This window comes from Streptomyces sp. NPDC060027 (genome assembly GCF_042737005.1).
Taxonomy (GTDB): domain Bacteria; phylum Actinomycetota; class Actinomycetes; order Streptomycetales; family Streptomycetaceae; genus Streptomyces.
In genome coordinates this window covers 319-20,323 of sequence record NZ_JBHWVI010000111.1, presented here as the reverse complement: position 1 = coordinate 20,323, position 20,005 = coordinate 319, and the positions used below count along the sequence as shown (strand labels likewise).

Below are 20,005 nucleotides of genomic sequence, written 5' to 3'. Positions count from 1 at the left end.
GCCGACTTGTCCTGGGCGCAGGCGGTGAGCGCAAAAGCGACTTCATGACCCAAGCCTGCCCTGCTGACGCTCCCGGCTCCACTCTGCCGCCGGCCACCCACGGCCGAGAGCGGGCCCGACGCGCCTTTGACCGTCGCCCCTCCGCAAGCCCGTGCGATTCCGCGGCGCCGCTGCCGGGTAGGGCACCCTCGGACGGATGACCGAGTGGCGGGGGCGTCGCATGGACGGACGGGCCGGACGTGGTCCTGGCGGGCGGTCGGCGGGCTCGCCGTGCTGTGGCTCGCGGGGTGCGTGGCCGTGGTCTGGCTGCTGTTCGGCGCCCGGCTGGCCGCGCTGACCGGCATCGCGGGGCCGACCGGCACCTTCGTGATCGCCGGCTGCTTCGAGGGGCTGGAGGACACCGGCACCCACTGCCGGGGCGAGTACACGCCGTCGTCCGCGTCCGCCGATGCGACGGCGGCGCGGCCGATGCTGCTCCGCTCCGCCTCCGGCGACCTCCGGCCGGGCACCCGTACCCGGCGCGACGTCCGACTCGTCGGCGACACGGTCTTCGTGCCCTCGCCGCTCGCCGCCGCCGAATACGTCACCTTCGCCGGCTGGACGGCAGCCACCCTCGGCCTGCCCGGCCACTGGCTGCTCACCTCCGCCCGCCGAAGCCGCCTCCTCAACGGCGAGAACCATGTCTTCGTCTGGCTCGCCTCCCTGATCGGCGCCATCGCCCTCGGCGTCCTCGGCCTCCCGGTGGCCTGGCTCCTGGCGATCTCCCGGGGGTAGGAGAGGCTCGCCGCTCGTCAGGACACTCGCCGCTCGTCAGGACACTCGCCGCTCGTCAGGACACTCGCCGCTCGTCAGGACACTCGCCGCTCGTCAGGACAAACGTCGAGGCTGGGGGTCTACGCCCGTCCGATGCCCGGCGGCCGGGAGTCATCCCCACATGTGGATGCTCTGGAGTTCCTCAACTCTGCTTTGCGCCGTGAGGCGTGTGGGCATCCCCCTGTCACGCAAGACAGGAATCGAGAAGCACGGCCCACGGGGGGCGGCTTCGGGGGAACGGAAGGAGGGTGGCGCCATGATCATCGGCATCATCCTGGCGGTCGTCCTGCTCGTTGTGATCATGAAGGTCGTCAGCGCGGCCAAGAAGGGGCGGCGTCGTTCCAGGAGCAGTGCCGGCGGCACCGGCAGCTGGTGGGCCGGTGGCGCGGGGAGTGCCGCGTCCTGCGGTTCGTCCGGCGGCTCGTCCGGCGGCCACCACGGGGGTCACTCCTGTGGGGGCAACTCGTCGTGCGGAGGCTCGTCCTGCGGAGGCGGGTCCTCGTGCGGCGGCGGCGGGGGCGGATGCGGCGGAGGCAGCTGACACGGGGCAGCTGAGCTCCTCGCGGGAAACGCATCCGGCGCCCGGAGGTGCCCGTCGGCCGACGAATGCCGACGGGCACTTCCGTGCGCGAGGCGCACGCCATGGTTGAACAGTTGAGCTGTGGAGCCCTCGGGGGGATGGAAACCGCACGAAGTTGGGTAAAAACGCTGTGGCGGCACCACAGTTCATGATTCCCTCTAAACCACCAAAGCAGCCCTGGTACATCACCAAGCAGCCCTGGGCCGACAGGCCTCGGAAGTCCATCGGATGGTCCTATCGGACGCGTCCTTCGGATGCCCTTCCGGCCGGGCTGACGGGCCGTTCCCCCGGTGTTGACCGGGTGCGCCGGAACCCCACCTCACCTTTGCGTGCTAGCGGAGCCGACCCATGCTCACGACCCTGAACACCTCGTACACCGACACGCGCGCGGCCGATCTCGCCTGGGCTCTGGGTCGCGAACCGCTGCCGGCCCTCGCCGCGCTCGACCTCGAACTGGACGGGGCAAAACTGCAGTTGAGGCTGCTCGGCGCATCCCACCAGGTACTCCTGGAGGAGGAGCGGGGCAGTTGCTCGGAGACCGTCGCGTGCATCGCCGGCAGCAGCACACCCCTGCCGCTCGGCGTCGCGAAGCGGTTCGACGACTGGGAGTACGAGTTCGCGGCCCGGGTCGAAATCCTGTCCCCCGGCTCCTTCGCGGGCCGCGCCCAGGAGTTGCTGGCCCTGGTCTCCGACCACCCCCAGGGACTCGCCGGCGTCTTCCCCGGCAGCCCGCACGCCTTCACCGCGATGCTCGCCCAGCGCCACGAGGGCCAGGTCCATTGGCGTACGTGGCACGCGTACCCGCAGGACGGCCAGTTGGTCGCGACGCGTACGCGGGTCGGCGTGCGGACGGACGCCCTCAGTACGTCCGGTGTCTGAGGGCGAGCGTGCGATCGGACACCGGAAGCGTGGCGGGGCAGGGGAGTTGCGGAGGGTGGGGTTCGCGGCCGGTGTGCCGGGAAGATGCCCAGGTCAACTCCATGTGCCATGAAGCGCAAGGGTTTCCACACGTGTGGGTGACGAGACGTAGTAGCGGTGTGACGTAGCGTTCACGGCGTGATCGAACCGCACGCGCCAGCTCCGCCCGGCGCGCCGCCGCCCTGGGGCGTCCAGGGCCAGGCGCGGCTGCCCGTCCGCCCGGGCATCGGCAGGTTCCTCGTCCTGGCGGGAGTGTTCGTCTGCGCCGCGTGCGGACTCGTGTACGAACTCGAACTCGTCGCCCTCGCCTCGTACTTGATCGGCGACTCGGTCACCCAGGCATCCGTCGTGCTCTCCGTGATGGTCTTCGCCATGGGCGTCGGCTCCCTCGCCGCGAAGCGGCTCCGCCCGCGCGCCGCGGTCGGCTTCGGCGCGGTCGAGGCGGCGCTCGCACTGGTCGGCGGATGCAGCGCGATGGCCCTGTACGCCGTGTTCGCCTGGACCGGCGGTTGGGGCGGCCTGTGGGCGGACGGCCCCCGCTATCTGCTGGTGGCCTTCTCGCTCACCATCGGCCTGCTCATCGGTGCCGAAGTCCCCCTCCTCATGGAGCTCATACAGCGCATCCGCCGCCAGGACCCCGGCGGCGCGGTGGCCGACCTGTTCGCGGCGGACTACGTGGGCGCCCTCGTCGGCGGCCTCGCCTTCCCCTTCCTGCTGCTGCCCCTGTTCGGCCAGCTGACGGGCGCGCTGCTGACCGGCACGGTGAACGCGGTGGCGGGCGGAGCCCTCGTACTCGGCCTGTTCCGGAAGGACCTGACCCGCCGCGCGCGCTGGACGCTGCTGGTCTCCAACCTCCTCGTCCTCGGCCTCCTCGCCTCGGCCGCGGTGCTGGTCGACGACTTCGAACGGGCCGCACGGCACGCCCTGTACGGGGCGGACGTGCGCGTCGCGCTCCGCACCGGCGTCCAGGAGGTCGTCCTCACCGGCGGCACCCGCGGCCGCTCCCTCCACCTCTTCCTCGACGGCCGCGCGCGGTTCAGCGGACGCGACGAGCACCGCTATCACGAGGCGCTCGTCCACCCCGCGATGAACGGCCCCCACGCGCGCGTGCTGATCCTCGGGGGCGGTGACGGACTCGCCGCCCGCGAAGTGCTGCGCCACTCCGGGGTGCGCAGCGTCGACGTCGTCGAACGCGACGCGGACGTGGTCCGGCTGGCCCGCCACGACGCCGCGCTGTCCGCCCTGAACCGTCATGTGTACGACGACCCCCGGGTGCACGAGGTGACGGCGGACGCCTTCAGCCGGCTGCGCGACGCCCGTTCGACGTACGACGTCGTCATCTCGGACCTGCCCGACCCCGGCATCACCGCGAGCACCAAGATGTACTCGCAGGAGTTCTACGGCCTCGCGCGCCGCGTCCTCGCCCCCGGCGGCCGGCTCGTGGTCCACGCCGGCCCGCTGGCCGACCGGCACCGGGCCTTCTGGACGGTCGACTCGACGATCCGCGCGGCCGGCCTGTTCACCAGGCCCTACCGTGTCGGCGGCCGGGACTCCGGCTTCGCCGCCGGTCCCGACCGCACCACCGGCGGCGCGGCGGGCCCCGGCGGCGACTGGGGTTTCATCCTGGCCTCCCGCACACCCGCGTCCCTGCGGCTGGCCTCCCACTGTCCACGCCTGCGCACCCTCACCCAGGCGGCCCTGACGGCCGACGCGCGCGCCGCCGACCGAAGCCGTGTCCCCCACCCCCTGCCGCCCTCCACGCTGGTGCATCCGCGGTACCCCGACTGAGGCGGAGACGCGGGAATCCCGTGATACGCGGGTGCGGTCCGGGTCGTGCTGGGTAGGCTCGGCTGACATGGAGCATGAGGTGTTCGTTCCGTTTCCGGCCGGGCGGCTGAGGGAGGCCTTGGCGGATCCCGTCCGGATCGCCCGCGCGGTCCCGGGTCTCCAGCAGGACGCGTCGGCCGTCTCCGACGGCGCGGCGGACACGGGTGCGCCGCCCGCCTCGGGGACGGGGCGGGACGCCGCTTCCGGGACGGTGCAGGACGCCGCTTCCTGGACGGAGAAGGACGCCGTCTCGGGGACGGGGCAGGACGCCGTAGCCGGGACCGGTGAGGACGCCGCGGAGACGTCCTCCCCCGTCGGCCGCGAGCCGGGCGCGCGGGTCGCCGGGCGCCTGAAGGTCCGCGTCGCCGGGCACACGATCACCTATCGCGGCGCGTTCCGCGTCACCGCCCAGGACGACGCCTCGTACGCCGTCGAGGGCGACGCCACGGAGGTGCGCGGCGGGGGTGCCGTGAAACTGGCGCTGACCCTGCGGCTCGTTTCCTCCGACGGCGGCACCACCCTCGCGTTCGGCGGCACGGCCTCCGGCGACGGCCGCGTGGCCGAACTCCCGCACGACGCGGTGTCCTCGGCCGGACTGCGCCTGCTGACCCGCTTCGGCGAGGCGCTGACCGCGGGCCTCGCGAAACCGGCCGCCTCCACCCCCGACACCGGCCCTTCGACGGTCACCGGCCCCTCGACGGACACCGCGTCCACGGGAGTGTCCGAGCCCGACCTCAAGGCCGAATCCGGGCCCGAGGCCGAATCCGGGCCCGAGGCCGGGCAGGAAGCCGGGACCGAGTCCGAAGGCGGGAACGGAGCCGAGGCTTCCTCCGTCTTCGAGGCCGAGGTGCCGCCTCCTGCGCTCGATTCCGCGGCCGGGGACGGCGAGTTCGACGGGGAGGACTTCGTGGCGGAGGACGAGGAGCTGGGGGGCGAGGACGCGATGGCCGAGGCGGCGCACGCGCGGCGGACGATGATCGGGCGCAGTGCGGAGGAGGTGGACCACGCTCCTCCGCGTGGCCGCTACGCCCCCGTGCCGCCCCCGGAGGCCACGGCCGCCCGTGCCACCCTCCGCTGGGCGGCCCCCGCCGCGGCCCTAGCGCTGGCCTCGGCGATCGCCGTGACCCGGGCGCTGCGCAAGCGCCGGTGAGGGCGGGGGAACCACGCGGCGCTCCCGCCCCAGTAGGGTCAACTCCGTGAGTAACGAAGACATCACGCTGACCGCGGGTGACGCGGAGGTGACCGTGGCGCCGGGGAACGGCGGACGGGTCGGAAGTCTGCGGGTCGGCGGCGTCGAACTGCTGCGACAGGGCGCGAAGTTCGGGTGCTTCCCGATGGTCCCGTGGTGCGGGCGGATCCGCGACGGCCGGTTCCTCGACGGTGCCGCCGTCCGGCAGATGCCGCTCAACTCCCCGCCGCACGCGATCCACGGCACCGCCCGCGACGGCGCCTGGACCACGGCCCGCGTCACCGGGAGCGAGGCCGTGATCACGTACGACCTGGTGGACCCCTGGCCGCATCCCGCCCGCGTCACCCAGGCCTGCACCCTCACCGAGGACGCCCTGACGCTCACCATGTCCGTGGAGGCGTACGCGGACTCTTTCCCCGCCCAGATCGGCTGGCATCCCTGGTTCAACAGGAACCTGGGGGAGGGCGGCGAGGACGTCCGCGTCGATTTCCTGCCCGCCTGGCAGGAGGAGCGGGGCGCCGACCATCTGCCCACCGGCCGCCGCCTCGGCCCGGAGCCCGGCCCCTGGGACGACTGCTTCGGCATGCCGGGCGGCGTCGACGTGACGCTCACCTGGCCGGGGCGGCTCGAGCTGAAGGTCGGCAGCCGCGAGGAGTGGGTCGTCGTCTACGACGAGCAGGAGGCGGCCGTGTGCGTGGAGCCGCAGACCGGTCCGCCGAACGGGCTCAACACCCACCCCCGCCTGGTCACACCCATCGAACCCCTCGAAGCCACCACGACCTGGAGCTGGCGGCGCCTCTAAGCTGGCCTCCATGAGTGATGTACGCGGCGCGCTGCTGCAGCAGATCAAGGACAAGGCCGTGGTGCACGGCAAGGTGACCCTCTCCTCGGGTCTTGAGGCCGACTATTACGTGGACCTGCGCCGGATCACGCTGGACGGCGAGGCCGCCCCGCTCGTCGGTCAGGTCCTCCTCGACCTCACCGCCGACCTGGACTTCGACGCGGTCGGCGGGCTGACCATGGGCGCCGACCCGGTCGCCGCGGCCATGCTGCACGCGGCCTCCGCGCGCGGCCGCAGGCTGGACGCCTTCGTCGTCCGCAAGGCGGCCAAGGCGCACGGCCTGCAGCGCCGTGTCGAGGGTCCCGAGATCAAGGGCCGGCGTGTCCTCGTGGTCGAGGACACCTCGACCACGGGCGGCTCCCCGCTGGAGGCCGTCCAGGCCGTCCGGGAGGCCGGGGCCGAGGTCGTCGGCGTCGCCACGATCGTCGACCGCGCGACCGGTGCCGCCGAGAAGATCGAGGCGGGCGCCGGTGTCCCGTACCTCTTCGCCTACTCCAAGGGCGAGTTGGGGCTCGACTGACGAAGCTCCCGCGGGGCCCCGGCGACGGCAGGGTCCCGCATGTCGGATGGGGGTCTGGAGCATCCGGCGATGTCTGGAAAGATGGGGCCGACGATGACGTCGCCCCCCTAGGTCAGGGCCATAAGCACCAGTCCCGTCGTACCGCAGCAGCAGTACGCAGACCCGCACATACAAGGAGCGGACAGATGCCCATCGCAACCCCCGAGGTCTACAACGAGATGCTCGACCGGGCGAAGGCAGGCAAGTTCGCCTACCCGGCCATCAACGTGACCTCGTCCCAGACCCTGCACGCTGCGCTGCGCGGCTTCGCGGAGGCGGAGAGCGACGGCATCATCCAGATCTCCACCGGTGGTGCGGAGTTCCTGGGCGGTCAGCACAAGAAGGACATGGTGACGGGCGCCGTCGCGCTCGCCGAGTTCGCGCACATCGTCGCCGCGAAGTACGACGTCACGGTCGCGCTGCACACGGACCACTGTCCCAAGGACAAGCTGGACGGCTACGTACGTCCGCTGCTCGACATCTCCGCCGAGCGCGTCGCCAAGGGCCTGAACCCGCTGTTCCAGTCCCACATGTGGGACGGCTCCGCCGAGACCCTCGCCGACAACCTGGCCATCGGCCAGGAGCTGCTCGCCAAGGCCGTCGCCGCGAAGATCATCCTCGAGGTCGAGATCACCCCGACCGGTGGCGAGGAGGACGGCGTCAGCCACGAGATCAACGACGAGCTGTACACGACCGTCGACGACGCCCTGCGTACCGCCGAGGCCCTGGGCCTCGGCGACAAGGGCCGCTACCTGCTCGCCGCGTCGTTCGGCAACGTGCACGGCGTCTACAAGCCGGGCAACGTCGTCCTGCGCCCCGAGCTCCTCAAGGACCTCCAGGAGGGCGTGGCCGCCAAGTACGGCAAGGCGAGCCCGTTCGACTTCGTCTTCCACGGCGGCTCCGGCTCCACCGCCGAGGAGATCGCCACCGCGCTGGAGAACGGCGTCGTGAAGATGAACCTCGACACCGACACCCAGTACGCCTTCACCCGGCCCGTCGTGGACCACATGTTCCGCAACTACGACGGTGTCCTGAAGGTCGACGGCGAGGTCGGCACGAAGTCGAAGTACGACCCGCGCACCTGGGGCAAGCTCGCCGAGGCCGGCATGGCCCAGCGCGTGACCGAGGCCTGCGCCGCCCTGCGTTCCACGGGCACCCGCCTCAAGTAGTCATCCGGTACCTCGCGTAGTCATCCGGTAGCAGTACCTCCGGAAGGGCTCGGCACCTGCCATGGTGCCGGGCCCTTCCGTATGCTCCGAGGTATGGCCGTGCCTGCGAGGGACGCATCGGACGTGTCGGGCGGCAGACCCGCGGTACGGATCGCCTCCCCGACCGGGAAGTGGATCCTGCTGACCACCGTCCTCGGCTCCAGCATGGCCATGCTGGACTCGACGGTCGTCAATGTGGCCCTGCCGAGCATCGGCCGTGACCTGGACGCGAGCCTCGCCGCCCTCCAGTGGACCGTGAACGGCTACATGCTGTCGCTGGCCGGGCTGATCCTGCTGGGCGGCTCGCTCGGGGACCGCTTCGGGCGCCGGAAGGTCTTCGTCATCGGCGTGGTGTGGTTCGCCGCCGCCTCGCTGCTGTGCGGGCTCGCCCCGAACGTGGGAGTGCTCATCGGGGCCCGGGTTCTCCAGGGCGTCGGCGGTGCGCTGCTCACCCCGGGTTCGCTGGCGATCATCCAGGCCTCGTTCCACCCGGACGACCGGGCCCGTGCCGTCGGTCTGTGGTCGGGCTTCGGGGGTGTCGGGGCCGCCGTCGGGCCGTTCCTGGGCGGCTGGCTGGTGGACGGGCCCGGTTGGCGCTGGGTCTTCCTGCTGAACATCCCCGTCGCGCTGCTCTGCGCCCCGGTCGCCCTGCGGCACGTCCCCGAGACCGCTGGGGGAACCTCCCGTTCGAGCGGGGCCGAGAGTGGGAGAGGGAGCGGGGGAGGGAAGCGGCACCGCGGGTTCGACGTGCTGGGCGCCGTGCTCGGCGCGCTCTCGCTCGCCCTGGTGACGTATGCCCTGATCGAGGCCACGAGCGGTTCCGGGCTCGTGTGGGTGGCGGCGGTCGGCGGCGTGGCCGCGGGGGTGGCCTTCGTGTACGTCGAGCGGCGGCGGCCCGATCCGATGATGCCGCTGGACATCTTCCGATCGCGCCAGTTCACGGCCGTCAACCTGGTGACCCTGTGTGTCTACGCGGCGTTCGGTGGCTTCTTCTTCCTGACCGCGCTCCAGCTCCAGGTCGTGGCCGGCTACTCCGCGCTCGGGGCCGGTACGGCGCTGCTGCCGACCACGGTCCTGATGCTGCTCTTCTCCGCCCGCTCCGGCGAGCTCGCCCAGCGCATCGGCCCGCGCATCCCCCTGACGGTCGGGCCGCTGCTGTGCGCGGCGGGCATGCTGCTGATGCTGCGGGTGGGCGAGAACGCCTCGTACGTCGCCGACGTGCTGCCCGCGCTGCTGGTGATGGGCCTCGGCATGGTCACCCTGGTCGCGCCGCTGACCGCCACCGTCCTGGCCTCCGTGGACACCGGGCGGGCGGGCCTGGCCAGCGGGATCAACAACGCGGCGGCCCGCGCGGCCGGGCTCCTCGCCGTGGCCGCGCTGCCGCTGCTCACCGGGATGGGCGAGGAGGCGTACCGCTCGGCGGACGCCTTCGACGCGGCCTTCAGCCGGGCGATGCCGCTGTGCGCGGGCGTGCTGGTGCTCGGCGCCGTGGTGGCCTTCGCGACCGTACGGCGCCCGCCGCCCGACTGCACCCGCCCCGAGTGCCGTACGTACGGCTGGCTGACGTCGCCCCCGCTGGAGCCCGAGCGCTCCCGGGGTGTCCTGGGGGCCCCGGGCCCGAAGGGGGCTCCAGGCTCGAAGGGGTCCGCGGGCTGAGGTGCGGACGGTGAGCGCCTTCCGCCTGTTCATGCCATCCGCCTGTTCATGCCATCCGCCTGGGGGGTGTCCGGCCCCGCATGACGATCTCCGGTTGTCGTGGGCACGTTCGGTATCGGCCGAATTCGGTGTGGCCACGGAACGGGCCGCTCCCTGGACGCCGTGGGCAGCCGCCTCCGATCACGGGCGATGGAGCAGACTGGAGCCCATGACGATTCACGAGAACCTGCTCGGGGGACCGCCCCCGACCCATCTCCCCGACGACCCGGAGCCGCGCGAGCTCCTCGCCAACGGCACGGCCCCCGCCGATGTCGCCGCGAAGTACCCCACCTCCTCGCTCGCCTGGGCGCAGCTCGCCGACGACGCGTTCGAGCGTGGCAGCGTCGTCGAGTCGTACGCCTACGCCCGTACGGGCTACCACCGCGGCCTGGACGCCCTGCGCCGCAGCGGCTGGAAGGGCCACGGCCCGGTGCCCTGGGAGCACGAGCCGAACCGCGGCTTCCTGCGCGCCCTGCACGCCCTCGCCCGCGCCGCCGGGGCGATCGGCGAGCAGGAGGAGTACGAGCGCTGCAGCCAGTTCCTGAAGGACTCCTCGCCGACGGCGGCCCAGACCCTGGGCTAGAGCCCGGCCGGATTTCGGGGCGGTGACGCGGGTCCGCCTGGTGTGACCAGGCGGACCTTGCGGTTTCGGGGGACGATTGTGTTGGATGCCCGGTGGGGACCGGGGCCCCCGTGTCGGTAACGGCAGGGGCGGACCGCTACCCGGAGCACATTGCAGGAGACAGCGATGTCCCACCAGGCTCAGCCCACGCAGGCTCAGGAGCCCGAGACTCCGCATCTCGACTTCCAGGGCACGACGCCGTACGAGGACTACGTACAGGCCGACGTGCTCACCCACCTCCAGCACACCCTCTCCGACGACCCCGGAGAGATGGTCTTCCTGGTGACGACCCAGGTCATGGAGCTGTGGTTCACGGTCATCGTCCACGAGTGGGAGACCGCGGCCAAGGCCCTGCGCGCGGACGACGTCCCCGTCGCGGTGGCCGCGCTGAAGCGGTCCGTACGCGAGCTGGACGCGCTCAACGCCTCCTGGCGTCCGCTGGGGCAGCTCACCCCCGCCCAGTTCAACTCCTACCGCTCGGCCCTCGGCGAGGGCTCCGGCTTCCAGTCCGCGATGTACCGGCGCATGGAGTTCCTGCTCGGCGAGAAGGCCGCGTCCATGCTCGTCCCGCACCGGGGCGCGCCGCGCGTGCACGCCGAGCTGGAGAAGGCCCTGCACGAGCCGAGCCTGTACGACGAGGTGCTGCGGCTGCTCGCGCGGCGCGGGCACGCGATCCCGGCCGCGGTGCTGGAACGTGACGTGTCACAGCGCTACGAGCCCGTGCCCGAGGTCGAGGCCGCGTGGACGGCCCTGTACGCCGGTGACGACACCGACGAGCTCGCGCGGCTCGGCGAGGCGCTGACCGACGTCGCCGAGCTGGTGTGGCGCTGGCGCAACGACCACCTCGTCGCCACGCGGCGGGCGATGGGTTCGAAGACCGGCACGGGCGGCTCCGCCGGAGTGGCCTGGCTCGAGAAGCGCGCGCAGAAGAACGTGTTCCCCGAGCTGTGGACGGCGAGGTCCTATGTCTGAGCGAGGCTCTGTGTCCGCGCAGGCCGCGCGGGCGGCGGAACTGGACGCCGCCGACGAACTCGCCGGGCTGCGAAAGCAGTTCGTGCTCGACGACGTGGTGTACCTGGACGGGAACTCGCTCGGCGCGCTGCCGGTCGGGGTCCCCGGCCGGGTCGAGGACGTCGTACGCCGGCAGTGGGGTGAACTCCGCATCCGCAGCTGGGAGGAGAGCGGCTGGTGGACCGCGCCCGAGCGGATCGGCGACCGGATCGCCCCGCTGGTCGGCGCGGCGGCCGGACAGATCGTGGTCGGCGACTCGACCAGCGTGAACGTCTTCAAGGCGCTGGTGGGCGCGGTACGGCTGGCGGGCGACGGCCGGGACGAGATCCTCGTCGACGCGACGACGTTCCCCACGGACGGGTACATCGCGGCGTCGGCGGCCCGTCTGACCGGCTGCGAGCTGCGCCCGGTCGACCCCGACGAGGTGCCCTCGGCGCTCAGCTCCCGGACGGCGGCGGTGCTGCTCAACCACGTGGACTACCGCACGGGCCGACGCTACGACCTCCCGTCCCTGACGTCCGCGATCCATTCCGCGGGCGCGCTGGCGGTGTGGGACCTGTGCCACAGCGCGGGCGCCCTGCCGGTCGGGCTGGACGAGCACGGCGTGGACCTGGCGGTCGGGTGCACCTACAAGTACCTGAACGGCGGCCCGGGTTCACCCGCGTACCTCTACGTCCGCGCCGGTCTCCAGGACCGCTTCGACTCCCCGCTCCCCGGCTGGAACTCGCACGCCGACCCCTTCGGCATGAGCCCGTCGTACGCACCCGCTCCGGGCGCGCTGCGCGGGCGGGTCGGCACGCCGGACATCCTCTCGATGCTGGCCCTGGAAGCGGCGCTGGAGGTGTGGGACGGCGTCTCGATCGACAGCGTCCGCGCCAAGTCGCTCGCCCTGACCGACTTCTTCCTGGAGTGCGTCTCCGCGTACGTCCCTGAGGGCCGGGTCGAGTCGGTGACCCCCGCCGCCCACGCGGAACGGGGCAGCCAGGTGGCCCTGCGATGCGCGGACGCGGGCGCCGTGATGAAGCGCCTGATCGACCAGGGCGTCGTAGGCGACTTCCGCCACCCGGACATCCTCCGCTTCGGCTTCACCCCCCTGTACGTGAGCTTCGCGGAAACGGAACGGGCAGCACGAGTACTGGCAGACACCCTGCACTAGACCGGACAACGGACCCAGCGCCATCCCCACCGAAACTCGGAGACTCCGGCGTCCTGGGGGGCTCCGGCTTCCCCGGCGCCCCGGGTTCGGTTCCCGGGCGAGCCGTAGTCGGCGCTTCCCGGGCGCGCCGGATTCGGCTTCCCGGCGTACGGAAATTTCAGTCCCGGCCGGGGAAAGTTTCAGCCCCTCCGGCGTTTGAGGAGCGGGGGCTGGGGCGGAGCCCCAGGTACGGGAAGGGCAGGGGCGGAGGGGGCGAAACTCCTCCGACCCCGCCCCGACCGGGGTGCGCCCCGACCGGGGTACTCCGGCCCGCCGCCGGGGACGCCGTGGTCACCGGGCAACGACAGGGGCCTGGACCCGATCAGGTATCCGGCAGGGGGACGGGGCCCGGGGGCCCGGATTTCGACCCCGGGGCCGACTCCCCGGTGCAGGCCCCCGGCCAGAAGCTTCACTCGGCGCCGACAAACACCCCCGCCACGGCAGCGGCAACCGCAGCCCCCGCCGCCCGCTCCGCATCGGCGGCCCCCGGCACCACCCCCGTGGTGAGCAGCCCGTAGTACAACGGCGCCGAAACCGCCCGCACCACCCCCACCGCATCCGTCCCCACCGGCAACTCCCCCCGGGCGACCCCCTGTTCCACGCAGGGCGCCCACTCGGCGACCCGCACCTCGTAGAACCTCCGCAACGCCTCGGCCGTACGCGCGTCGCACGCCCCCGCGGCGATCACCGCCCGGAACAGCGCCCCCTGCCGAGGATCGGCGAGCGTCCGCCGTACGAGATCGGCGTTGGCCCGCAGATCCCCGAGCACGCTCCCCGTGTCCACCCGCGGAAGCGACTGCTCGGCCATGTCGCCGAGCAGATCGGCGACCAGCCCCGCCACCGACCCCCAGCGCCGGTACACGGTCGTCTTGCCCACCTCGGCCCGCCGGGCGACATCGGCCAGATCGAGATGCGCGAACCCCTCCTCGGCGAGCACGTCCCCGGCAGCCCGCAGAACGGCCGCACGGACCCGCGCCGTACGCCCCCCGGGCCGCACGGTGCCGGGCTCCGCGGACTCGGGCCGTACGCTGCCGGGCTCGGCGGACCCGTCCGGCTCGGGTCGTAGGCTGCCGGACTCGGCGGACTCGGCGGGCATGACGGTCTCCTTCGTCGATCACGTTCCGGACGGCTGGACGCCACCGCCAGCGTAACGAAACAGCAGAACCGTTTACCCCTCACCGAGCGTGACAACCCGGTGTCGACGCACGTCACCGGCCTGATACCGTCCCCGCCAACGGCCGAATCTTCCCTGGTCCGCCAAATCCGTTTCACCGCTGAGAGGTTGGAGCATGCAGGACGACGCCGCATCCCGGGACGGCGCCGACGCCGCGGCACAGCACGGCGCCGGAGCACAGCGCGACGGCGCCGCCGAGCGGGAGGCCGCCGTCGCCCGCGATGCCGCCGAAGAGGCGTCCGCCTTCTCGCACCCGGCCGTGGACCCCGACGTCACCGTGGCGTACGGCGACCACCCCGACCAGGTGATCGACTTCTACGCCCCGCGCGATCCCGACCCGGCGGTCCTCACCCCCCTCGTGGTGGTTCTGCACGGTGGCGCCTGGCGTGCCCCGTACGACCGCCGCCACATCACCCCGTTCGCGGACTTCCTGACCCGCCGAGGCTTCGCCGTGGCGAACGTCGAGTACCGCCGCGGCGAGGCGACGCCCCCCGCGCCGGGCGGGTCCGCGATTCCCGCGCAGAGCGGCCCCGCGGCCCCGGGGCCGGATGGTGCGGCCTCTTCCGGAGGTCCGGTCGCCGGCCGATGGCCCGACACCCTCGACGACGTGGCGGCAGCGCTCGACGCGCTGCCCGCCCTCGTACGCGAGGCGCTCCCGCAGGCCGACCCCCGGCGCATAGTGGTCACCGGCCACTCGGCGGGCGGTCACCTGGCCCTGTGGGCGGCGGCCCGTCACCTGCTGCCCGCCGACGCGCCCTGGTACACCGAGCGCCCCGCACCGCTGCGCGGCGTCGTCGCCCTCGCCCCGATCGCGGACTTCCAGGTCGCGGAGAAGCTCGATGTCTGCGGCGGAGCTTCCCGCCAATTCCTGGGCGGGGAAGCCACGTTCGCGGAACGTCTGCCCTACGCCGACCCGGTGCGGCTTCTCCCGACCGGCATTGCCACCACCCTGGTCCAGGGCCGCACCGACATCGTCGTTCCGCAGGCGGTCGCCGAGTCGTACGCGGACGCGGCGGCCAAGGCGGGCGAGGTGGTCGGCCTGACGCTTCTGGAGGACGTCGGTCACTTCCCCCTGATCGACCCGGCCGCCGACGCCTGCGCCGTGGTGGCGGAGGAGATCGCCCAACTGGCCTGGTAGCCGAGGAGCGGGCCCGACGGCCAGGCATCACCGGCCCGGCCCGGCCCAGCGGCCAGGCACCCGGCCCGGCGATCGGGCGCCGGGCCGGCCGTCAGGAGAGTCGTCGATGGGCCATCAACCACCTTGGCAGTCAAGGTAGTTGACCGCACTCACTCGAACCCTGGTCATACCCGTAGTACCTGAGAGCTACCTCCCAGGTGAGTTCCACAGCGGGACGCGGACGACATGTGACGATCCGTAATTTCCCTTCCAGTGCCGCCCGACGAACGGGCGGACGGGGAGGGACGGACATCATGGAATTCCGGGCGAAGTCGACCGCCAGAGGAAGAGCGGACGTCTCCGCGCACCGGCCCCGAGGCAAACCGACCGCACCCACCGCACCCACCGCGCCGACTGCGCAGACCGTGCGGACTGCGCAGACCGTGCGGACCGAAGGCTCCCGCCCCGACCCCGGCCGCCACGCCGGAGGCCGGTTCGCCGCGCACGCCGCACCCGCCCCGCCGACCTCGCACGCCGCGCCGACTGCGGAGACCGTGCGGACCGAAGGCTCCCGCCCCGGCCCCCGCCCCCGCGCCGGAGGCCGGTTCGCCCGTCGGCTGCGCCGGACGCTGCTCGCCGCGCTCGTCACGGCGGCCGTGGTCGTCCCCGTATCCGCCGCCGCCCGGCCGGAGATCCCCGCACCCGCGCCCGCGGTCCTCGCGCCGCTGACGGCGGCGACCCTGGACACGGCGTACGAGGCGAACCGGGCCAACGCCGCGGAGGCGGCCCGAATGGCCGCGGACCACGGCGACCGCACCCGCGCCGCCGCCGACCGCGCCATGGCCGCCCCCTCCCGTCGTCTTCTCTCGTTCGACGGCCGGGGCCCCGGCCGGGCCGTCGAGGTCTTCGGCGACCTCGCCCACGCCGACCGCGTGGCCGTCCTGGTCCCGGGCTCGGACACCACGCTGGAGACGTACGACCGTTTCCGCGCCGGTGCCCTCACCCTGCGCGACCGACTCGGCCCGCGCGGGGCCGTCCTCGCCTGGCTCGGGTACGAGACGCCGGGCACCGTGAGCACCACGGTCCTGACGACGGACCGCGCGGAGGACGCGGCTCCCCTCCTGCGGGCGTTCCTGCGCCAACTGCGCGGCGTCGTCGGCCGGTCGGCGCACCTGACCCTGCTCTGCCACTCGTACGGCACGGCGGTCTGCGGCAGCGCGGCCCCGGGCTCGGACGCGAGCGACATCGTCTTCATCGGCAGCCCGGGCACCGGAGCGTCCTCCACCGCGGCGCTGCGCACCTCCGCCCGCGTCTGGGCGGCCCGCGGCTCCGCCGACTGGATCGCGCGTGTCCCGCACGCGAGCGTCGGCCTGTTCGGCACGACCGTCGGACTCGGCCCCGACCCGGTGTCCCCGTCCTTCGGCGCCCGGGTCTTCCGGGCGGGCTCCCACGGCCACAGCGACTACTTCGAACCGGGCTCGGTGTCGCTGGCCAACCTCGCCCGCATCGTCCTCGGCGACACCTCGGAGGTGACCCGTGCGTGAAGTGACCGGCACGACGGCCCTGACCGGCGTACGGACCGCGATCGACCGCATCGACCGGGCCACCCCCGTCGAGCGGGACCGCGCTGTCGACGCCCTGCGCGCCCTCGCGATCCTGGGCGTCGTCCTGGGCCACTGGCTGGTGACGGCACTGGTCGCTGACGGCGGCGCACTGCGCGCGGCCAGCCCGTTGCGGCCCATGCCGTGGCTGGCCCCGATCTCCTGGGTCTTCCAGACGCTCGCCGTGTTCTTCCTGGTGGGCGGCCATGTGGCGACGAAGAGCTTTGCGTCGGCGCGGGCGCGCGGCACGACGTACGGGCAGTGGCTGCGCGCCCGGCTGAGCCGCCTCCTGAGGCCGATCACCGCGGTGCTGACACTCTGGGCGGTCGCGACGGTCTGCCTGCTCGCGTCCGGCGCAGACCTCGGCACGGTGCACACACTGGTGAAGCTGGCGTTGTCCCCGCTCTGGTTCCTGGTGGTCTTCGCCGGACTGACGGCGGCGACACCGCTGCTGACCCGCGTCAACCCGCTGTGGCCGCTGGCCGTCGTTCTCCATGTGGACGTCATCCGTTTCGGCCTCGGCGGCCCGGCATGGCTCGGCTGGGTGAACGTCGCGGCCGGCTGGCTGGTGCCCTATGCCCTGGGCGCCGCCTGGACGCGCGGCGAGCTGGAGCGGCGGCGCGCGGGCTGGGTGCTGTTCGGGGGCGGAGCCGTGGCGACGGTCGTGCTGGTGGCGTGGGGCGGTTATCCGGCGTCCATGGTCGGCATACCGGGGGCCACGGTCTCCAACCTGAACCCGCCGACGCTGGCCGCCGTCACCTTCGGTCTGGCCCAGTGCGGTCTCGCGCTGCTGCTGCGCGAGCCGCTGCGCCGAGGGATGCGGCGCCCCGCCGTCTGGGCGGGGATCGCCTTCGCCAACCTCTCCGCGATGACGATATTCCTCTGGCACCAGACGTCCCTGATGGCGGTCACCGCCCTCGGCCTGCTCGCGGGCCGGCTCCCCGGTCTGCACACCACCCCCGACACCCTGGCGTGGGTGGCCGCGAGAGTCGCCTGGCTGCCCGTCTTCGTCTGCGCCCTCGCTCTGTGCCGGTGCGCCTTCGGCATCCACGAGCGGGTCTCCCGCCGCCCCACCGGCGGCACGTCCCGAGTCGTCCGCGTCCACCGAGACTCCGGCCCGGCCACCCCCAAGGCGGCGCCCCGTGCCTAGGGTTGACGCCGTGACCCACAAGGAGCGCAGGCCCGTGAACAGCGAACCCGCCGCGCTCTCCGACGACCCCTCACACCCACGCGAGGCCCCCGCCCCCACTCCTGCGCCCGCTCCCGAGCCCGTCAGCCGAGCCTCCCACGCGTCCCACACCTCCCACGCCTCCCACGCGTCCCGCACCTCCCGCACCTCCCGCATACAGGCACTGGCCCAGACCCCCTTCCCTTTCCTGCGCGGGATCCTGGCCGAGCTCGCGTCACCGACGGCCGCGCCGCTGCCACCGTTGTCCCGCCCCCGCTGGCTGCGCCGGCTGCCGCATGTCGTGCTGTGCTGGATCGCCCTCGGCCTCGGTCTGGCGGCCGCCGACGAGCTGAGCGGCAGCTATCGACTGGGTGCTCTGCTGGGCACGATGAGCGGCCTCGTGCTGGGAGCGGCGGTCGCGCTCGCGCTGTGGCGCCCGGTGGCGGCCTGGTGGCTGTCGCTGGGCACCACCGTGGTCGCCGCCACCGCGGCCCGCTCGCACATGGTGGCGGGCTTCCCCCTGGAGGGACCGGACTGGCCGTGGAGCACGCCCGCGATCATGGCGCAGGCTTTTGTGTTCTTCCTGCTGGCTCTCCGGGTACCCACCCGCGTCGTCGTCGGCGCACTGTCCCTGACCGCTGTGGCCACGTACGTGCTGGCGGCCGTGCTGGGCGGACCGTCGCACCGTCCCACGGGCATGCTGGACGGTCCGGCGTACCGTTCGACGGGCATGCTGGCGGTGGTCGTCTTCGCCGCCGTCGTCCTTCTGGGCACGGCGCTGCGCGGTCGCCGCGAGGCGCGTACGCAACTGGTCGAGCAGGCCTCGCTGACCGAGGAGGAGCGCGCCCGCCGCACCCTCCTGGAGGAGCGCAGCCGCATCGCGCGCGAGCTGCACGACGTGGTCGCGCACCACATGTCGGTGATCTCCATTCAGGCGCAGGTCGCCCCGCACCTGGTCGAGAACCCGACGCGGGAACTGAAGGAGAACCTGGAGGGCATCCGGCAGAACGCCCTGGAGGCGTTGACCGAGCTGCGCCGTGTGCTCGGAGTGCTGCGGTCGGAGAATCCGGAGGACCCGTACGGCCTCGGTGCGGGCGCGGGGGTGGCTCCGGACGCTCCGCAGCCGACGCTGGACCGCCTCGACGCCCTGGTCGAGAACACCCGCGCGGCGGGACTGGACGTGACCACGGAGATCACCGGGGAGCAGCTTCCCCTGGCGCCGGGCGTGGAACTGTCGGCGTACCGGATCATCCAGGAGGCACTGAGCAACGCCCTGCGGCACGCGCCGGGTTCCGCGGTCAAGGTGGAGCTCTGGCACTTCCCGAGGGGCCTCCAGGTCAGGGTCGTCAACTCACGTCCCGAGCGACCCGCTCCGCCGTCCCCGGGCGCGGGACACGGACTGCTCGGTATGCGGGAGCGCGTCGCGATGCTCGGTGGCACCCTCGTGACCTCGGAAACGTCCTGCGGCGGCTTCGCGGTGGCGGCCTTCCTCCCGCGCAACGGCATCGGGCCCTCCGACGGCGCGGCTCCCACCCACGACGCCGTCCGGACCGACGACACCATCGCAGGCCTCCCAGGAGAAGAGACTCCATGACGACCGTGAGCGGCACCATCCGCGTACTGATCGCCGACGACCAGCAGATGGTCCGGCAGGGATTCACCGTGCTGCTCAACACCCAGCCCGACATCGACGTGATCGGCCAGGCGGTCGACGGACTCGACGCGATTCTCCAGGTCGCCGAACTCGCCCCGGACGTCGTCCTGATGGACATCCGCATGCCCGAACTGGGCGGCATCGAGGCGACCCGCCGCATCACCACCGACACTCCGCACATCAAGGTCCTGGTGCTCACCACGTTCGACCTCGACGAGTACGTCTACGAAGCCCTCCGCGCCGGCGCCTCCGGCTTCCTCCTCAAAGACGCCTCGGCAGATCAACTCGCCGAGGCGGTCCGGGTGGTGGCGGCCGGTGACGCTCTCCTCGCCCCCGGCATCACCCGCCGCCTCATCGCCGAGTTCTCCCGCCTCGACTCCACCCCGCGCGCGCCCCTCAAGCAACGCGTCGGCGACCTCACCGAACGCGAAACCGAGGTCCTGGCCCACATCGCCCAGGGCCTCTCCAACGCCGAGATCGCCCAACGCCTGGTGGTGGCCGAGCAGACCGTGAAGACCCACGTGGGCCGCATCCTCGTCAAACTGGGCCTGCGCGACCGCACCCAAGCAGCAGTCTTCGCCTACGAGTCGGGCCTGATCCGCCCCACGGGCTACTGACCCACCCCACCCCACCCACGCCCCCACCCTCGCCCGCTCCCCTCCCCACCGACGGCCCACTCCCGACCCGTCCGGGCCCCCAACCTTCTTTCGCCCCCTCCGCCCCTACCCGTCCCGTACCGGGGGGGGCCCCCCCCCCCCCCCCCGCGGCAAACACCCCGGGGGGGAGGAAAAACCCCCCCCAAAGAACAAAAAAAAAACCCCCCCCCCCCCGCG

General features: G+C 73.0%; 18 protein-coding genes. 17 read left to right on the top strand and 1 reads right to left on the bottom strand.

What is annotated here, in order from left to right:
* The first annotated feature begins 204 nt into the window (after window positions 1-204).
* The 12 genes from ACFWBT_RS25285 (at window position 205) to kynU (ending at window position 12,419) form a co-directional block, all read left to right on the top strand.
* Window positions 205-774, top strand: coding sequence for a hypothetical protein (locus tag ACFWBT_RS25285; protein WP_385704254.1), 570 nt, complete (start codon window positions 205-207; stop codon window positions 772-774).
* A 295-nt stretch (window positions 775-1,069) separates the two neighbouring features.
* Window positions 1,070-1,354, top strand: coding sequence for a hypothetical protein (locus tag ACFWBT_RS25280; RefSeq protein WP_385704252.1), 285 nt, complete (start codon window positions 1,070-1,072; stop codon window positions 1,352-1,354).
* Window positions 1,355-1,741: 387 nt separating this feature from the next.
* Window positions 1,742-2,272 (top strand): DUF2617 family protein, encoded by a 531-nt coding sequence (locus ACFWBT_RS25275; RefSeq protein ID WP_385704250.1) that lies wholly within the window; start codon window positions 1,742-1,744, stop codon window positions 2,270-2,272.
* A gap of 177 nt (window positions 2,273-2,449) precedes the next feature.
* Window positions 2,450-4,099 carry a polyamine aminopropyltransferase gene (locus ACFWBT_RS25270; RefSeq protein WP_385704247.1) on the top strand — a complete coding sequence of 550 codons (1,650 nt, stop codon included), beginning with the start codon at window positions 2,450-2,452 and terminating at the stop codon, window positions 4,097-4,099.
* Between the two features lie 67 nt (window positions 4,100-4,166).
* On the top strand, window positions 4,167-5,288 hold the full coding sequence (locus ACFWBT_RS25265) for a carbon monoxide dehydrogenase (RefSeq protein WP_385704245.1): 1,122 nt from the start codon (window positions 4,167-4,169) through the stop codon (window positions 5,286-5,288).
* 46 nt (window positions 5,289-5,334) lie between these two features.
* Window positions 5,335-6,129 carry an aldose 1-epimerase gene (locus ACFWBT_RS25260; RefSeq protein WP_385704242.1) on the top strand — a complete coding sequence of 265 codons (795 nt, stop codon included), beginning with the start codon at window positions 5,335-5,337 and terminating at the stop codon, window positions 6,127-6,129.
* 10 nt (window positions 6,130-6,139) lie between these two features.
* Window positions 6,140-6,688, top strand: a complete 549-nt coding sequence (gene pyrE, locus ACFWBT_RS25255) for an orotate phosphoribosyltransferase (RefSeq protein ID WP_385704240.1) — start codon at window positions 6,140-6,142, stop codon at window positions 6,686-6,688.
* A gap of 185 nt (window positions 6,689-6,873) precedes the next feature.
* The gene (gene fbaA / locus ACFWBT_RS25250; protein WP_385704238.1) at window positions 6,874-7,896 is read left to right on the top strand and encodes a class II fructose-bisphosphate aldolase; all 1,023 of its coding nucleotides are present in this window, start codon (window positions 6,874-6,876) and stop codon (window positions 7,894-7,896) included.
* A 93-nt stretch (window positions 7,897-7,989) separates the two neighbouring features.
* Window positions 7,990-9,591, top strand: coding sequence for an MFS transporter (locus ACFWBT_RS25245; protein ID WP_385704236.1), 1,602 nt, complete (start codon window positions 7,990-7,992; stop codon window positions 9,589-9,591).
* 208 nt (window positions 9,592-9,799) lie between these two features.
* Window positions 9,800-10,213, top strand: coding sequence for a DUF3151 domain-containing protein (locus ACFWBT_RS25240; RefSeq protein ID WP_385704234.1), 414 nt, complete (start codon window positions 9,800-9,802; stop codon window positions 10,211-10,213).
* A 165-nt stretch (window positions 10,214-10,378) separates the two neighbouring features.
* Complete coding sequence (locus tag ACFWBT_RS25235) at window positions 10,379-11,224, top strand: tryptophan 2,3-dioxygenase family protein (protein WP_385704232.1); 846 nt, start codon at window positions 10,379-10,381, stop codon at window positions 11,222-11,224.
* Entirely contained in the window at window positions 11,217-12,419 is a 1,203-nt protein-coding gene (gene kynU / locus ACFWBT_RS25230; protein WP_385704231.1) for a kynureninase, read from the top strand. The genes ACFWBT_RS25235 and kynU overlap by 8 nt, the downstream gene beginning before the upstream one ends.
* A gap of 448 nt (window positions 12,420-12,867) precedes the next feature.
* On the opposite strand, the gene ACFWBT_RS25225 is transcribed toward kynU, so the two are convergent.
* A complete protein-coding gene (locus ACFWBT_RS25225) occupies window positions 12,868-13,554 on the bottom strand; it encodes a TetR/AcrR family transcriptional regulator (RefSeq protein WP_385704228.1) in 687 nt (228 codons plus the stop codon).
* Between the two features lie 193 nt (window positions 13,555-13,747).
* Here ACFWBT_RS25225 and ACFWBT_RS25220 point away from each other — a divergent pair, with 193 nt between their 5' ends.
* The 5 genes from ACFWBT_RS25220 to ACFWBT_RS25200 all read left to right on the top strand — a co-directional run bounded on the left by ACFWBT_RS25220 (window position 13,748) and on the right by ACFWBT_RS25200 (window position 19,789).
* Window positions 13,748-14,770 carry an alpha/beta hydrolase family protein gene (locus ACFWBT_RS25220; RefSeq protein WP_385704226.1) on the top strand — a complete coding sequence of 341 codons (1,023 nt, stop codon included), beginning with the start codon at window positions 13,748-13,750 and terminating at the stop codon, window positions 14,768-14,770.
* 533 nt (window positions 14,771-15,303) lie between these two features.
* The gene (locus ACFWBT_RS25215; protein ID WP_385704270.1) at window positions 15,304-16,293 is read left to right on the top strand and encodes an alpha/beta hydrolase; all 990 of its coding nucleotides are present in this window, start codon (window positions 15,304-15,306) and stop codon (window positions 16,291-16,293) included.
* Entirely contained in the window at window positions 16,286-17,500 is a 1,215-nt protein-coding gene (locus tag ACFWBT_RS25210; RefSeq protein ID WP_385704223.1) for an acyltransferase, read from the top strand. The genes ACFWBT_RS25215 and ACFWBT_RS25210 overlap by 8 nt, the downstream gene beginning before the upstream one ends.
* Window positions 17,501-17,693: 193 nt before the next feature.
* Window positions 17,694-19,112 carry a sensor histidine kinase gene (locus ACFWBT_RS25205; protein WP_385704268.1) on the top strand — a complete coding sequence of 473 codons (1,419 nt, stop codon included), beginning with the start codon at window positions 17,694-17,696 and terminating at the stop codon, window positions 19,110-19,112.
* Window positions 19,109-19,789 carry a response regulator transcription factor gene (locus ACFWBT_RS25200; RefSeq protein WP_266760932.1) on the top strand — a complete coding sequence of 227 codons (681 nt, stop codon included), beginning with the start codon at window positions 19,109-19,111 and terminating at the stop codon, window positions 19,787-19,789. Before ACFWBT_RS25205 ends, ACFWBT_RS25200 begins: the two co-directional genes overlap by 4 nt.
* The last annotated feature ends 216 nt before the right edge of the window (window positions 19,790-20,005 follow it).

Excerpts from the sequence above, each read along its gene's own strand:
- ACFWBT_RS25280 (WP_385704252.1), top strand. The coding sequence starts at position 1,070 with ATGATCATCGGCATCATCCTGGCGGTCGTCCTGCTCGTTGTGATCATG.
- ACFWBT_RS25275 (WP_385704250.1), top strand. The coding sequence starts at position 1,742 with ATGCTCACGACCCTGAACACCTCGTACACCGACACGCGCGCGGCCGAT.
- ACFWBT_RS25265 (WP_385704245.1), top strand. The coding sequence starts at position 4,167 with ATGGAGCATGAGGTGTTCGTTCCGTTTCCGGCCGGGCGGCTGAGGGAG.
- pyrE (WP_385704240.1), top strand. The coding sequence starts at position 6,140 with ATGAGTGATGTACGCGGCGCGCTGCTGCAGCAGATCAAGGACAAGGCC.
- fbaA (WP_385704238.1), top strand. The coding sequence starts at position 6,874 with ATGCCCATCGCAACCCCCGAGGTCTACAACGAGATGCTCGACCGGGCG.
- ACFWBT_RS25245 (WP_385704236.1), top strand. The coding sequence starts at position 7,990 with ATGGCCGTGCCTGCGAGGGACGCATCGGACGTGTCGGGCGGCAGACCC.
- ACFWBT_RS25240 (WP_385704234.1), top strand. The coding sequence starts at position 9,800 with ATGACGATTCACGAGAACCTGCTCGGGGGACCGCCCCCGACCCATCTC.
- ACFWBT_RS25235 (WP_385704232.1), top strand. The coding sequence starts at position 10,379 with ATGTCCCACCAGGCTCAGCCCACGCAGGCTCAGGAGCCCGAGACTCCG.
- kynU (WP_385704231.1), top strand. The coding sequence starts at position 11,217 with ATGTCTGAGCGAGGCTCTGTGTCCGCGCAGGCCGCGCGGGCGGCGGAA.
- ACFWBT_RS25225 (WP_385704228.1), bottom strand. The coding sequence starts at position 13,554 with ATGCCCGCCGAGTCCGCCGAGTCCGGCAGCCTACGACCCGAGCCGGAC.
- ACFWBT_RS25220 (WP_385704226.1), top strand. The coding sequence starts at position 13,748 with ATGCAGGACGACGCCGCATCCCGGGACGGCGCCGACGCCGCGGCACAG.
- ACFWBT_RS25200 (WP_266760932.1), top strand. The coding sequence starts at position 19,109 with ATGACGACCGTGAGCGGCACCATCCGCGTACTGATCGCCGACGACCAG.